General features: G+C 71.5%; 13 protein-coding genes. 4 read left to right on the top strand and 9 right to left on the bottom strand.

Going from position 1 to position 13,823, the window contains the following annotated elements:
• Position 1 precedes the first annotated feature (1 nt).
• From ACLBYB_RS19890 to ACLBYB_RS19875, 4 genes are all read left to right on the top strand, one after another.
• Positions 2-937: an ABC transporter permease gene (locus ACLBYB_RS19890; protein ID WP_447696038.1), complete on the top strand. Its 936-nt coding sequence runs from the start codon at positions 2-4 to the stop codon at positions 935-937.
• A 145-nt stretch (positions 938-1,082) separates the two neighbouring features.
• Positions 1,083-2,504 (top strand): M20 family metallopeptidase, encoded by a 1,422-nt coding sequence (locus ACLBYB_RS19885; RefSeq protein WP_447699759.1) that lies wholly within the window; start codon positions 1,083-1,085, stop codon positions 2,502-2,504.
• A 4-nt stretch (positions 2,505-2,508) separates the two neighbouring features.
• Positions 2,509-4,113 (top strand): ABC transporter ATP-binding protein, encoded by a 1,605-nt coding sequence (locus tag ACLBYB_RS19880; RefSeq protein ID WP_447699758.1) that lies wholly within the window; start codon positions 2,509-2,511, stop codon positions 4,111-4,113.
• A 188-nt stretch (positions 4,114-4,301) separates the two neighbouring features.
• Positions 4,302-4,646 carry a hypothetical protein gene (locus tag ACLBYB_RS19875; protein WP_447699757.1) on the top strand — a complete coding sequence of 115 codons (345 nt, stop codon included), beginning with the start codon at positions 4,302-4,304 and terminating at the stop codon, positions 4,644-4,646.
• Here ACLBYB_RS19875 and ACLBYB_RS19870 read toward each other — a convergent pair.
• The 9 genes from ACLBYB_RS19870 to ACLBYB_RS19830 all read right to left on the bottom strand — a co-directional run bounded on the left by ACLBYB_RS19870 (position 4,619) and on the right by ACLBYB_RS19830 (position 13,632).
• Positions 4,619-5,071 (bottom strand): MucR family transcriptional regulator, encoded by a 453-nt coding sequence (locus tag ACLBYB_RS19870; protein WP_026605051.1) that lies wholly within the window; start codon positions 5,069-5,071, stop codon positions 4,619-4,621. The two genes, ACLBYB_RS19875 and ACLBYB_RS19870, sit on opposite strands and share 28 nt — an antisense overlap.
• Positions 5,072-5,298: 227 nt before the next feature.
• Positions 5,299-6,387 carry a YeiH family protein gene (locus tag ACLBYB_RS19865; RefSeq protein WP_447699756.1) on the bottom strand — a complete coding sequence of 363 codons (1,089 nt, stop codon included), beginning with the start codon at positions 6,385-6,387 and terminating at the stop codon, positions 5,299-5,301.
• A gap of 177 nt (positions 6,388-6,564) precedes the next feature.
• A complete protein-coding gene (locus tag ACLBYB_RS19860; RefSeq protein ID WP_427508993.1) occupies positions 6,565-7,497 on the bottom strand; it encodes an ABC transporter permease in 933 nt (310 codons plus the stop codon).
• A complete protein-coding gene (locus ACLBYB_RS19855; RefSeq protein WP_042674808.1) occupies positions 7,490-8,260 on the bottom strand; it encodes an ABC transporter ATP-binding protein in 771 nt (256 codons plus the stop codon). The genes ACLBYB_RS19860 and ACLBYB_RS19855 overlap by 8 nt, the downstream gene beginning before the upstream one ends.
• Before the next feature lie 155 nt (positions 8,261-8,415).
• Positions 8,416-9,555 carry an amidohydrolase/deacetylase family metallohydrolase gene (locus ACLBYB_RS19850; protein WP_447699755.1) on the bottom strand — a complete coding sequence of 380 codons (1,140 nt, stop codon included), beginning with the start codon at positions 9,553-9,555 and terminating at the stop codon, positions 8,416-8,418.
• A 138-nt stretch (positions 9,556-9,693) separates the two neighbouring features.
• Positions 9,694-10,710 carry an ABC transporter ATP-binding protein gene (locus ACLBYB_RS19845; protein ID WP_091681003.1) on the bottom strand — a complete coding sequence of 339 codons (1,017 nt, stop codon included), beginning with the start codon at positions 10,708-10,710 and terminating at the stop codon, positions 9,694-9,696.
• Complete coding sequence (locus tag ACLBYB_RS19840) at positions 10,707-11,720, bottom strand: ABC transporter ATP-binding protein (RefSeq protein ID WP_100252516.1); 1,014 nt, start codon at positions 11,718-11,720, stop codon at positions 10,707-10,709. Before ACLBYB_RS19840 ends, ACLBYB_RS19845 begins: the two co-directional genes overlap by 4 nt.
• Positions 11,720-12,694: an ABC transporter permease gene (locus ACLBYB_RS19835; protein ID WP_082558120.1), complete on the bottom strand. Its 975-nt coding sequence runs from the start codon at positions 12,692-12,694 to the stop codon at positions 11,720-11,722. Before ACLBYB_RS19835 ends, ACLBYB_RS19840 begins: the two co-directional genes overlap by 1 nt.
• A complete protein-coding gene (locus ACLBYB_RS19830; RefSeq protein ID WP_020093982.1) occupies positions 12,691-13,632 on the bottom strand; it encodes an ABC transporter permease in 942 nt (313 codons plus the stop codon). The genes ACLBYB_RS19835 and ACLBYB_RS19830 overlap by 4 nt, the downstream gene beginning before the upstream one ends.
• Positions 13,633-13,823: the final 191 nt, after the last annotated feature.

Raw genomic sequence — 13,823 nt, 5'->3', positions numbered from 1 at the left:
GATGAGCCTCCCCCCCGACACGGCGGCACTCGCCGCCCCGGCCCTGCCCCCGGACGCGCCGGTCGCGCTCGCGCCGGTCCCCTCCCCCACCCGCCTGATCCTGCGGCGGGGCCTGCGCCACACCGGCTTCCTGATCGGGGCCGGGATCCTCGGGCTGATCGTGCTGGCGGCGCTCGCCGCCCCGCTCATCGCGCCGCACGACCCCTACGCGCAGGACGTGTCCCGCCGGCTGATCCCGCCGGTCTGGCAGGCCAAGGGCACCTGGGAGCACGTGCTCGGTACCGACAAGCTCGGCCGCGACTACCTGAGCCGCCTGCTCTACGGCGGCCAGATCTCCCTCCTGATCGGGATCTCGGCGGCGCTGATCTCCGGGCTGATCGGCACGACGCTGGGTCTCTGCGCCGGCTATTTCGGCGGCTGGGTCGACTCGGTGGTGAGCTACGTGGTGACCACCCGGCTCGCCATGCCGGTGGTGCTGGTGGCGCTCGCCATGGCGGCGCTGGTCGGCGGCTCCCTGAAGGTGGTGGTGCTGGTGCTGGGCTTCCTGCTCTGGGACCGCTTCGCCGTGGTGACCCGGGCCGCGACCCAGCAGATCCGCAACCAGGACTTCATCTCGGCCGCCCGCGCCGCGGGGCTGACCGACCTGCGCATCATCCGCCAGGAGATCCTGCCCAACATCATGAACGCCCTGATCGTCGTGGCGACCCTGGAGATGGCCCACGCGATCCTGCTGGAGGCCGCCCTGTCGTTCCTCGGACTCGGCGTGCAGCCGCCCCTGCCCTCCTGGGGCCTGATGATCGCCGAGGGCAAGCAGTACATGTTCTTCCAGCCCTGGGTGATCACCATCCCGGGCGTGGCGCTCCTCCTCCTCGTGCTGGCGATCAATCTCTTAGGTGATGGCCTGCGCGACATCACCGCCCCCGAGGCGCGCAACTGATGCGCCGCCGTCTCTGCGAGCGGAGCGAAGCAACCCAGCGGCGCCACGCTTGCCGCGGTCGCGCCTCTCTGGGTCGCTTCGCTGCGCTCGCGATGACGGGTGGGGCCGCCAATCCCTCTCAGACACCCTCCTCCGGGATCACACCATGACGCGAGACGCCGCCATCGCGCGCGCCACTGACAGCTTCGATTCGGGCGCGTTCCTCGCGCTCCTGCGGAAGGCCGTGGCGATGCCGACCGAGAGCCAGGCCCCCGGCCAGGAGGCGGCGCTCCGCGCCTATCTCGACGCCTTCATCGCGCCGCTCGTCGCCCGCCTCGGCTTCGAGACCCCGAAGATCTTCCCCAACCCCGACGGGGTGCACGGCCCGTTCCTGATCGCCGAGCGGCGCGAGGGCGCGGACCTGCCGACCGTGCTGATCTACGGCCACGGCGACACGGTGCGGGGCTACCCCGAGCAGTGGCGCGAGGGCCTGGGCCCCTGGGAGATCGTGGTCGAGGGCGACCGCTGGTACGGGCGCGGCACCGCCGACAACAAGGGCCAGCACGTCCTCAACCTCGCCGCCCTGGAGCAGGTGATCGCGGCCCGCGAGGGCCAGCTCGGCTTCAACGTGAAGCTGCTGATCGAGATGGGCGAGGAATCGGGCTCCCCGGGCCTGCGGCCGTTCTGCCGCGAGCAAGCCGAGGCCCTCCGGTCCGACGTGCTGATCGCCTCGGACGGGCCGCGCCTCAACGGCGAGCGCCCGACCCTCTTCCTCGGCTCCCGCGGCGCCTACAATTTCGAGCTGAGCCTGAACCTGCGCGAGGGCCCGCACCATTCCGGCAACTGGGGCGGGCTGCTGCGCAACCCCGGCACGGTGCTGGCCTCGGCGATCGCCTCGATGGTCGACGCCCGCGGCAGCATCCTGGTGGATGCCCTGCGGCCGCCGCCGATCCCAGAAGGGGTGCGCGCGGCGCTCGCCGACATCCGCGTCGGCGAGGACCCGACTGCACCCACGATCGACACCGACTGGGGCGAGCCGGGCCTCACCCCGGCCGAGCGGGTCTTCGCCTGGAACACGCTGGAGGTGCTGGCCTTCAAGACCGGCGACCCGGACGGGCCGCTCAACGCCGTGCCGCCCCACGCCAAGGCGACCCTGCAGCTGCGCTTCGTGGTCGGCACCGACTGGCAGAACCTCATCCAGAACGTGCGCGCCCATCTCGACGCGCACGGCTTCCCGATGATCGAGGTCCGGCCGGCCCGCGCCGCGGAAGTCTTCCAGGCGACGCGGCTGCCCGTGGAGGATCCTTGGGTCGAGTGGGCGCTCCAGTCGATCGAGGCGAGCAGCGGAAAAAAGCCGGCGCTGCTGCCCAATCTCGGCGGCTCGCTGCCGAACGACGCCTTCTCGGAGATTCTGGGCCTGCCGACCCTCTGGGTACCGCATTCCTACCCGGCCTGCCGCCAGCACGGGCCCGACGAGCACATGCTCGCCTCCGGCACCCGCGAGGGCCTGGCGATCATGGCCGGCCTGTTCTGGGATCTGGCCGAGGCCGGACCCGACATCCTCCGCCGCCGCACAGCGAGGGCCTGACACGATGAGCGAGCCGGTCGTCCGCATCCGCGATCTGACGATCGCGCTCCCCAAGGGCGCCGATCGCCCGCACGCGGTCGAGGGCCTGAACCTCGACCTCGAGGCCGGGAAGATCCTGTGCGTCGTCGGGGAATCGGGCTCGGGCAAGTCGATGAGCGCCTACGCGCTGACCGGCCTCCTGCCCCGGGCCCTGAAACCGACGGCCGGCACGATCCTGTTCGAGGGCCGGGATCTCCTGACCCTCGACGAGCCCGCGTGGCGGTCGCTGCGGGGCCGGCGCATCGCCATGGTGTTCCAGGAGCCGATGACGGCCCTGAACCCGGTGATGCGGGTCGGCGACCAGATCGCCGAGATGTTCGAGGCGCACAACCTGCTCACCCGCAGCGAGCGCTGGGCCCGGGCAGTGGCGCTCGCCACCGAGGTCGGGCTTCCCAACCCCGAGGAGGCGGTGCGGGCCTACCCGCACCAGCTCTCCGGCGGCCAGCGGCAGCGGGCGATGATCGCCATGGCGCTGGCGCTGGAGCCCTCGGTGCTGGTCGCCGACGAGCCGACCACGGCGCTGGACGTCACCACCCAGGCCCAGATCCTCCGGCTGATCCGCGACCTGCAGCGGAAGCGCGGGATGAGCGTCCTGTTCATCACCCACGATTTCGGCGTGGTGGCGGAGATCGCCGACCACGTGGCGGTGCTCCAGCGCGGACGGCTGGTCGAATCCGGCACCGCCGAGGCCGTGCTGCGCAATCCGCAGGCGCCCTACACTAAGGCGCTGCTCGCCGCCGTCCCGAGCCTGACGCCGCCGCCGCGCTCAGCCCTGGAGGCGGCCCCGGTCGCGCTCTCCGTGAACCGGTTGTCCAAGACCTATTCCGGGCGCTCCGGCCTGTTCGGCAAGCCGCGGGTCGTCGCGGCCGTCAAGGAGGTCTCGTTCGACGTCCGCCGCGGCGAGACCCTGGGGATCGTCGGTGAATCCGGCTCCGGCAAGTCGACCACGGCGCGGCTCGCGATCCGGCTGATCGAGCCCGACGGCGGCACGGTCCGGCTGGGCGAGCTCGACTACACGGCGCTCAAGAGCGGCGACCTGCGCGACAAGCGCAGCCGGATCCAGATGATCTTCCAGGACCCGTTCGCGTCGCTGAACCCGCGGCGCACCGTGGAGCAGATCATCACGGCGGGCCCGATCGCCCACGGGGTCCCGGCCGCCGAGGCCCGGGAGCGGGCGCGCAGCCTCCTCGACCTCGTCGGTCTCGATCCGAAGGCCGCCGCCCGCTACCCCAACGCCTTCTCGGGCGGGCAGCGCCAGCGCATCGGCATCGCCCGAGCGCTCGCGATGGAGCCGGACGTGCTGGTGGCCGACGAGGCGGTCTCGGCGCTGGACGTCTCGGTCCAGCGGCAGGTGCTGGACCTGCTGGAGGACCTGAAGCAGAGATTGTCGCTGGCGATGCTGTTCATCACCCACGATCTGCGGGTGGCCGCCACGATCTGCGACCGGATCGCCGTGATGCACCGCGGCGCCATCGTGGAGATGCGGGGCACCGCGGACCTGTTCGCCGCGCCGGCGCACGCCTACACCCGCACCCTGCTCGCCGCGGTGCCGGGTGCGCGCGCCTCCTGAGCCGTTCCGGCCCCGGACGGGCCAATCTGGGACGCAGAGACAAGTTTTTTGGACGGGACCGCCCTGTCCGGATCCTGCAAGTTCAGTAGGATAGCGCCGTTGTCGAGGGTGGAGCACCCCGGCGGATCCACGGCTGCACCCGCTATCCGTCCCCGCCCGCACCTCGCACGGGGACAGGGTTATCGAGCGTGTCGATCTCAGACAAGACCGACGACATCCGGCCGAACCGCAAGCGCAGCGAGACGAATCTGCCGCCGGTGCTCCGCCGCGGGCGCGAGCACCGGATCGTGCGCTGGATCGGCGCCGCGAACCGCAAGGCGCCGCGCCCCGCGGAGGGGCCCGCGGCTGCGGACAACCGGGTGATCAAACTGAGCTGGGCCGACACGTTCGGCCGCCCGGGCCGCGCCGAGCCCGGCCGATCCGAGCCGGCCCCCGCGCAGGTGCTGCCGTTCCTGGGGCGGCGGAGCGAGACCGCGCCGCGCGCGGCCCCGCGCCGCGCCGCCGATCAGCCGCCGGTGCCCGTCCTGCGCTGATCGACGCGCCCGCCGGGCACGCCGAGGCCGATCGCCTTCGCCAGCGCGGAGCGCTGCGCGGCGTAGCCCGGCGCCGTCATCGGGTAATCGTCCGGCAGACCGTAGCGCTCGCGGTACCGCTCCGGCGTCAGGCCGTGGGCGGTGAGGTGGCGCTTCAGGGTCTTGTAAGTCCGGCCGTCGATGAAGCTGACGATCCCGTCCTCCTGGACCGACTTGCGGATCTGGGCCGGCGTCGGCCGCTCCACGGCCGGCTCGACCGCGGCCGCCGGCGCCTGCCCGTCGAGGGATGCCAGGGCCGCGTGCACGCTCGCCATCAGCTCGGGCAGGGCCGTCGGCGGAACGGAATTGTTCGAGACGTAGGCGGCGACGATCTCGCCCACCAGCGTGACCAACCTGAGGCTGTTCTCGGGATTCTTTTCAGGCACTGCGCGAGTCCACACGAAGCTTTCGACGACGATGCCTGCGGTTCCAAAGCAAAAACCGCGTATGTGTCAAGACGGTCTTGACTGAGGGATGATCACCCGAAGCGCTTTTCGGTGCGGATGGGCCGGATCGCCGGCGCGAAAGGCTCCGGTCACCTGCACAAAGGTGCCGATGGAATGCCTGTTACACGGGTCGGGAGCCCGCGCGGCGGGAAAGACCGCGCGCGGCGTCACCCGATCCCGAGGGCGCGGATCAGCGTCAGGCTGAGGGCGATCAGGACCGCCAGGGAGGCGGTGACCGCGAGGGTGACCCGGCCGCCGACCCGGGCCAGGACCCGGACGTCGACCCCGAGGCCGAGGGCGGCCATGGACAGGACCGTGAGCACGCCGGCGAGCTGGGTCAGCGGCTTCACCGCCGGGTCCGGGACGAGGCCCAGGGAGCGCAGGGTGGCCAGCGCCAGGAAGCCGAGGATGAACCAGGGCACCAGCTTGGTGAAGCCCGGACGGGACGGCGCCGGCGGCGCCCCCGCTGCCTGCGGCAGACACGGGGCGATCAGCGAGAACACCACCACGACCGGGCCGAGCATCAGCACCCGCACCAGCTTGACCAGGGTGCCGACTTGGGTCGACAGCAGGCTCACCGGGACGGTCGCGGCCAGGACCTGCGGCACCGCGTAGACGGTGAGCCCCGCCAGCACCCCGTACTGGTTGTCGGTCATGCCCGCGAGGGGCACGAACAGCGGCAGCCCGAGCACCATCAGCACGCCGAGGACGGCGGTGAACGCGATGGCGGCGGCGATGTCCTTCGCCTCCGCGCCGATCACGGGTGCCACCGCGGCGATGGCCGAGTTGCCGCAGATGGCGTTGCCGCAGGCCACCAGGATCGCCATCCGGGCCGGCAGCCCGAGCGCCCGGCAGATCGCCACGCTGGCGGCGATGCCGAGCACCACGGTCCCGACGATGCCGGCCAGCAGCGCCGGGCCGGAGGCGAGGATCGCCCCGAGGCTCAGGGAGGCGCCGAGCAGCACCACGGCGACCTCGAGGAGCTGCTTGGCCGAGAAGGCGATGCCGGTGCGGAACCGCGCCGGGGGCGTCCAGGCGGTCCGCACCGCGATGCCGATCAGGATCGCCAGGACCAGGGCCTCGATGTAGGGGTGACCGGCGACCCGCTCCTCTACCGCCTGTGCGGCCATCGCCACCGCGGTGATCACCGCGCACAGGCCGATGCCGGGCAGGACCGAGGCGGCCGTGTCCGACCGGCCACCCCGGTCGGGGCGGGCCGGCGTCGGGGCCGTCTTGGATGGGGCGTCAGGGCTCACGGGAACGGGCTCCGGGGGTCGTCGGCGGAGCCTATAGGAAGAAAACGTTCGCCGCACCGTCGCAACAGAGAAGTTCGATCTCTATTCGAGCAACATGCGAGAAGACACGTCTCCGCAGAGATCGGGGCCGGCCTCGGGCGGAGCGCGGCCGGAGCGCTTCGCCCGGCCCGCGGCCGCTCAGGCCTGCATGCCCCAGCGCTGGACGGTGCGCCGCTCGATCGTCTGGAAGATCAGGTTCTCGACCACGAGACCGATCAGGATCACGGTGAGCAGCCCGGCGAACACGTTCGGGATGTCGAGCATGTTCTTGTTCTCGAAGATGAACCAGCCGAGGCCGCCCGCCCCGGACGACACCCCGAAGACCAGCTCGGCGGCGATCAGGGTGCGCCACGCGAAGGCCCAGCCGACCTTCAGGCCGGTGAGGATCGACGGAAAGGCCGCCGGGATCAGGATCTTGCCGATCAGCCGCGGGCCCGACAGTCCGTAATTGCGCCCGACCATCTTGAGCGTGCGGCTGACCGACAGGAAGCCCGAATGGGTGTTGAGGGCGATCGCCCAGGTCACCGAGTGGACCAGCACGAAGATCAGGCTGCCGTTGCCCAGGCCGAACCAGATCAACGCCAGGGGCAGGAGCGCGATCGCCGGCAGCGGGTTGAACATCGACGTCAGCGTCTCGAGCAGGTCGGTCCCGATCCGCGACGCGATGGCGACGCCGGTGAGCACGGTCGCCAGGGCGACGCCGGCGGCGTAGCCCATGAGCAGCACCTTCAGCGAGCTCCAGGCCCGGGCCGGCAGCGTGCCGTCCGCGATGCCCCGGAAGAAGGCCTCCACGGTCGCCGTGAAGGTCGGGAACAGGAGGTCGTTGTCGAGGTAGCGCCCGTAGGCCTCCCAGATCCCGGCGAGGAGCACGAGGATCACGACCTTGCGCAGCCACGCCTGGTTGTAGAGCCGCTCGGCGACCGACAGCGGCTTCTCCACCACGGTGGCGCCGTGGGCGTGGCCGGTCTCGCGCACGATCTCGGGCCGGCCGGACGGCGGCAGGGCCGCGAGGCGCGGCGCCGGGCCCGTCCCGGCCAGCGGGGCGCCGCTCAGGGCTTGCGCGCTAGACATTCTCCGCCTCCTGGATCTCTTCCGAGAACAGCATGTGCTGGATCCGGCCCTCGAGCTGCAGCGCCGCCTCCGGCGATTCGGCGCTGTTGAGCTCGGCCTTCACCTCGCCGGGATGGGGCGAGAGCAGCAGGATGCGCGAGCCGACCTTGATCGCCTCGGGGATCGAGTGGGTGACGAACAGGACGGTGAAGCGCGTGCCCTCCCACAGGGCGAGCAGTTCGTCCTGCATGCGTCGCCGGGTGAGCGCGTCGAGCGCCGCGAAGGGCTCGTCCATCAGCAGGATGTCGGGCTCCATCGCCATGCCGCGGGCGATGGCGACGCGCTGCTTCATGCCGCCCGACAGGGTGTGGGGGTAGCTGTCGGCGAATTTCGTGAGGTTGACCTTGTCGATGTAGAGGTTGGCCCGGTCCAGGGCCTCGCGGCCTCTCAGCCGGCCCGAGGCCTCGAGGGCGAAGACCACGTTCTGCCGGACCGTCTTCCACGGCAGGAGCTGGTCGAATTCCTGGAACACCATCATCCGGTCGGGACCGGGCTCGGTGACCGGGCGCCCCTTCAGGCGGATCTCGCCCTCGGTCGGCGCCATGTAGCCGCCCACCGCCTTGAGCAGGGTCGACTTCCCGCATCCCGACGGCCCGAGCAGGACGAACCGGTCCCCGGGCCAGACCCGGAAGCTCACCCGGTAGGTGGCCGTGACGAGGTGCTCGGGCGTCTTGTAGCGGAGCGTGACGCCGTCGACCTCCAGCAGAGGTTGACCCGTGTCCATCCATCCTCCCTGGCGCCGCGGTTTGAACCGCGTTTCGCTGAGGGCCGGAGATGGTCCGTCCCTCACGGGAAAGTGTATCGGCCCGCGGAAGAGGCTGTAAAGGTCGATATTTTGTATGCGATGGGATCTTCGTCCCGATCGTCAGGCCCGACGGGTCAGGCCGGGTGCCACCACCGGCCCTTCAGCACCACGCCCTCGGCGGTGATCCGCCGGTCGCCCGTCATGTGCTCGCCGCGCGTGTCGACGTAGTCGAACGCGCCGTCCCGCACCGCCAGCACCGTGGCGTCGCCGAGCGCTCCGACCTTCAGGGTCCCGTACTCCATCCGCTTCAGCGCCACGGCGGCGTTCACCGTGGAGGCGGCGACGACCTCGGTGAGGCTCATGCCGAGGCAGAGCATCTTCGACATGGTGGTGACCTGGTCGAAGGCCGGCCCCTCGATGCAGAGCTGGTGCACGTCCGACGAGATCGTGTCGGGCAGGAAGCCCCCCGCCAGCATGGCCCGCGCGGTCCTGAAGGCGAAGGAGCCTTTGCCGTGGCCGATGTCGAACAGCACGCCCCGCGCCCGCGCCTCGCGGAGCGCCGGCTTCACGGCGCCCTGGGCCGTGATGGGCGAGTTCGGGAACGGCCGGAACGCGTGGGTCAGCACGTCGCCGGGCCGCAGCATGGCCAGCACCTCCTCGTAGCTCGGCGGCGGCTCGTCGATATGGGCCATCAGCGGCAGGCCGGTCTCCTCCGCGACCTGCAGGGCGATGTCGAGGGGCGCGGTGCCCTGGTCGCCCGAAGCGTGGCGCCCGACCCGGACCTTGATGCCAACGATCACGTCCCGGTTGGCGTCGGCGACCTCGACCGCCTCCCGGGGCGCCATGAGCCGCGGATCCTCGCTCTCGCCGACCATGATGGTCTTCGAGAAGCCGAAGATGCCCGCGAAGGAGACGTGCAGGTAGGCGAGGATCCGCGCCTGCGACCGCTCGATCACGTGGCTGCGGAAGCCCGCGAAGTTGCCCGGCCCGGCGCTGCCAGTGTCGACCGAGGTTGTCACCCCCGAGGTCCGGCAGAAATCGTCGGCGTCGATGCCGAGCGAGGTGCCGCCCCAGTAGACGTGGGTGTGCAGGTCGATCAGGCCCGGCGTGACGATCGCGCCGGCCATGTCGCGGACCTGCGTGCCGGGGCCCGCCGGCAAGTCGCGGCCGAAGCCCGAGACGCGGCCGTCCGCGAAGGCGACGTCGCAGATCCCGTCGTGGTTCTGCGACGGGTCGATGACCCGGGCGCCCTTCAGGATGAGGTCGTGCTGCACGAGAGACTCCGGATGTGGTTCGCGGGAATCCGACCCGTCCTCGCGAGCGGAGCGAAGCGAAGCGACCCAGGGATCCGCCACGCTCGGGGATCGCGCGCTGCCCTGGGTCGCTTCGCCGCGCTCGCGAGGACGGCGCCGTCAGGCCGCCCGGGCGGGGGCGGCCGTGTCGTTGAGATGGCAGGCGGCGAGATGGCCGGCGCCGACCGCGTCGAGGCCCGGCACCTCGGTCCGGCAGCGGTCGAAGGCGTGCGGGCAGCGGGTGTGGAAGCGGCAGCCGGAGGGCGGGTTGATCGGGCTCGGCACGTCGCCCTTGAGCACGATGCGGGTGCGCCCGGCCCCGGGCTCGGGGATCGGCACCGCCGAGAGCAGCGCCTGCGTGTAGGGGTGCTTGGGCGCGAGAAAGAGATCGCGGCGCGGCCCGATCTCGACGATCTTGCCGAGATACATCACCGCCACCCGGTGGGTCATGTGCTCGACGATGGCGAGGTCGTGCGAGATGAACAGCATCGCGAGGTCGAGCTCGCGCTGCAGGTCGCGCAGCAGGTTGACGATCTGCGCCTTCACCGAGACGTCGAGGGCCGAGACCGCCTCGTCGCAGATGATCAGGTCCGGCTCGGCGGCGAGCGCCCGGGCGATGCCGATGCGCTGGCGCTGCCCGCCGGAGAACTCGTGCGGGAAGCGCCCCAGCGCCTCGCGCGGCAGGCCGACCCGCTCCATCAGGCTGGCGAGGCGGGATTCGAGGTCGGCGGCGTTGCGGGCCAGCCCGAAATTGCGGATCGGCTCGGCCAGGATCGCCCGCACCCGCATCCGCGGGTTGAGCGACGAGAACGGGTCCTGGAACACCATCTGGATGTGGCGCCGCAGGGGCCGGAGCGCTCCGGCCGAGAGGTCGTCGATGCGGCGCCCGTCGAGCACCACTTGGCCGGCGGTGGGCGCGTAGAGGCGCATCAGCGCCTTGGCGACGGTGGACTTGCCGCAGCCGGACTCGCCGACGAGCGAGAGGGTCTCGCCCCGGGCCACCGTGAAGGACAGGCCGTCCACCGCCTTGAGCACGCGCTTGGACTGGCCGAACAGGCCGCCGCCGAGGGCGAAGTGCTTCTTGAGGTCGTTGACCTCCAGCAGGGTGCGGGCGGCGGGTGCGGGCGTGGCGCTCATGCCGCGAGGGCGTCCTTCGGCGCGTAGTGGCAGGCGGCGAGGTGGCCCGGCGCCTTGGGCTCCAGGGCCGGCGCGTAGGCGCGGCACAGGTCGGTCACGTCCGGGCAGCGCCCGGCGAAGACGCAGCCCTCGATCCGGCCCTTCAGGCTCGGGACCATGCCGGGGATCTCGGCGAGCCGCGCGTCGGCCCCGTGCTCGACGGCGCCGAGCTTCGGCACCGCCCCCATCAGGCCGCGGGTGTAGGGGTGGCGCGGCGAGCGGAACAGCTCGCGGACCGGTGCCTCCTCGACCTTGCGGCCGGCATACATCACCACCACCCGGTCGGCGACCTCGGCCACGACGCCGAGATCGTGGGTGATCAGCATGATCGCGGCCCCGACCCGGGCCTTCAGGTCGCGCATCAGGTCGAGGATCTGGGCCTGGATGGTCACGTCGAGCGCCGTGGTCGGCTCGTCGGCGATCAGGAGCTTCGGCGAGCAGGCGAGCGCGATGGCGATCATCACCCGCTGGCGCATGCCGCCGGAGAGCTGGTGCGGGTATTCCCGCACCCGGCGCCGCGGCTCGGGGATGCCGACCAGCGTCAGCATCTCCACAGCCCGCTCCTCGGCCTCCCGGCGGCCGAGCCCCTGGTGCAACCGCAGGGTCTCGCCGATCTGGCGGCCGACCGTCAGCACCGGGTTCAGCGAGGTCATCGGCTCCTGGAAGATCACGCTGATGTCGTTGCCGCGGATCTTGCGCATGGCGCTGTTCGGCAGGTCGAGGAGGTTCCTGCCCTCGAACTTGATCGCGCCGGCGATGCGGGCCGGCGGCTCGGGCAGGAGCCGCAGGATCGACATCGAGGTCACCGACTTGCCGCAGCCGGACTCGCCCACGATCGCCAGGGTCTCGCCCGACTGGATCGCGAACGAGACCCCGTCCACCGCCCGGTTCACCCCGTCGGGGGTGCGGAAATGGACCTGCAGGTTCTCGATCGACAGGAGGGGGGTGCCGCTCATGCTGCCGGTCCTCATCAGACGTCTTTCGCCATGCGGGGGTCGAGGGCGTCGCGCAGGCCGTCGCCGACGAGGTTCACGGCGAGCACCGTCATAGAGAGGAAGATGGCCGGGAACAGGATGATGTAGAACTTCACCTGCCAGAGGGCCCGGCCCTCGGCCATGATGTTGCCCCAGGAGGGCGTCGAGGGCGGCACGCCCGCGCCGATGAACGACAGGATCGCCTCGGTGATCATCGCGGAGGCGCAGATGTAGGTCGCCTGCACGGTCATGGGCGCCAGCGTGTTGGGCAGGATGTGGCGCCAGATGATCGCCGGCATCCGGGTGCCGGTGGTGACCGCCGCCTCGACGTAGGGCTGCTCGCGCAGCGACAGCACCACGCCGCGCACGAGGCGGGCGACGCGCGGGATCTCCGCGATGGTGATCGCGATGATCACGTTCTGGACCGAGCCGCGGGTGAGCGCCATCAGCGCGACCGCGAGCAGGATCGGCGGGATCGACATCATGCCGTCGACGACCCGCATGACGATCCCGTCGAGCCAGCGCACCATGCCGGAGACGAGGCCGACCGCGAGCCCCGCGACCGAGGCGAGGAACGCCACCGAGAAGCCGACCAGCAGCGAGACCCGGGCGCCGTAGACCACCCGCGAGTAGACGTCGCGGCCGAGCATGTCAGTGCCGAACCAGTACTGCGCCGACGGGGCCCGGGTGCGCTTGGCGGGCGCCAGGGCGGTCGGGTCGACGGTGCCGAGATAGGGGGCCAGCACCGCCATCAGGAAGACGATGAGGAGCAGCACGCCGCCGACCACGATGGTCGGGTTGCGGCGCACATAGGTCCAGACCCGGCCCCGGCGCTTGCGGGCCGGGATGACGTCGGGCAGCGGCGCCGCGACGGCGAGGCCCGGCGGTGGGGGCGCCTTGGGGGTGATCCCCTCGGGCGGGGCGCCCGCCTGCGGGGCGCTGCTGGGGAAGGGCGCGACGGTCGCGGTCAATAGCGGATCCTCGGGTCGAGCACGGTGTAGAAGAGGTCGATGGCGAGGTTCACGAGCACGTAGACGAAGCTGAACAGCAGCACGACGCCCTGGATGACCGGGTAGTCGCGCCGCAGGATCGCGTCGACGGTGAGGCGCCCGAGGCCGGGGATCGCGAAGACCGTCTCGGTCACCACCGCACCGCCGATCAGCAACGCGATGCCGATGCCGATCACGGTGACGATCGGCACCGCGGCGTTCTTGAGGGCGTGGACGAACAGGACCGGCCCCTGCGACAGCCCCTTGGCCCGGGCCGTGCGCACGTAATCCTGCTGGAGCACGTCGAGCATGGTCGCGCGGGTCACCCGGGCGATCAGCGCGATGTAGACGAGGCCGAGCGTCACCGCCGGCAGGATCAGGTTGGACAGCCAGGGCCACACGCCCTGCTCGATCGGCGTGTAGCCCTGCACGGGCAGCCAGCCGAGCTCGAGGGCGAAGACGTAGGCCAGGATGTAGCCGACCACGAAGACCGGCACCGAGAAGCCCGTCACGGCGAGCCCCATCACGAGGCGGTCGATCAGGCTGCCGGCCTTCCAGGCGGCGACGACGCCCAGCGGCACCGCCACCACGATGGCGAAGACCAGGGTGACGAGCATCAGCGAGACGGTGGGCTGCACCCGCTGGCCGATCATGGTGGTGACCGGCAGGTTGGTGAAGATCGAGGTGCCGAGATCCCCGTGGAGGATCTGCCAGGACCATTCCCAGAACCGCACCAGGAACGGCCGGTCGAGGCCGAGCGTGGCGCGGATGCGGGCGACGTCGTCGGGGGTCGCCTGGTCGCCCGCGATGATCGCCGCCGGGTCGCCCGGGGCGAAGTAGAGGAGGCTGAAGACGAACAGCCCGACCACCGCCATGACCGGGATGGTGGCGAGGATGCGCCTGCCGATATAGCCGAGCATGGGGCCTCGCTAGGCTGTGGGCGGGAGGGCGCGGCGGGTGCGGCCGCCCCTGCCCCCCTCGCGGGTGCCGACCTTCACGCGTCCGGGTCGGGCGCGAACGCCGGCGGCGGAGCGCGACGCGCCCCCTCTCCCGTGCGGGAGAGAGACAGGAGAAGGGACCCGCGCCCGGTCCCGCGACCGCGTTGCCGAGC

The organism is Methylobacterium sp. D54C (genome assembly GCF_053345595.1).
This window is presented reverse-complemented; position numbering and strand designations above follow the sequence as displayed.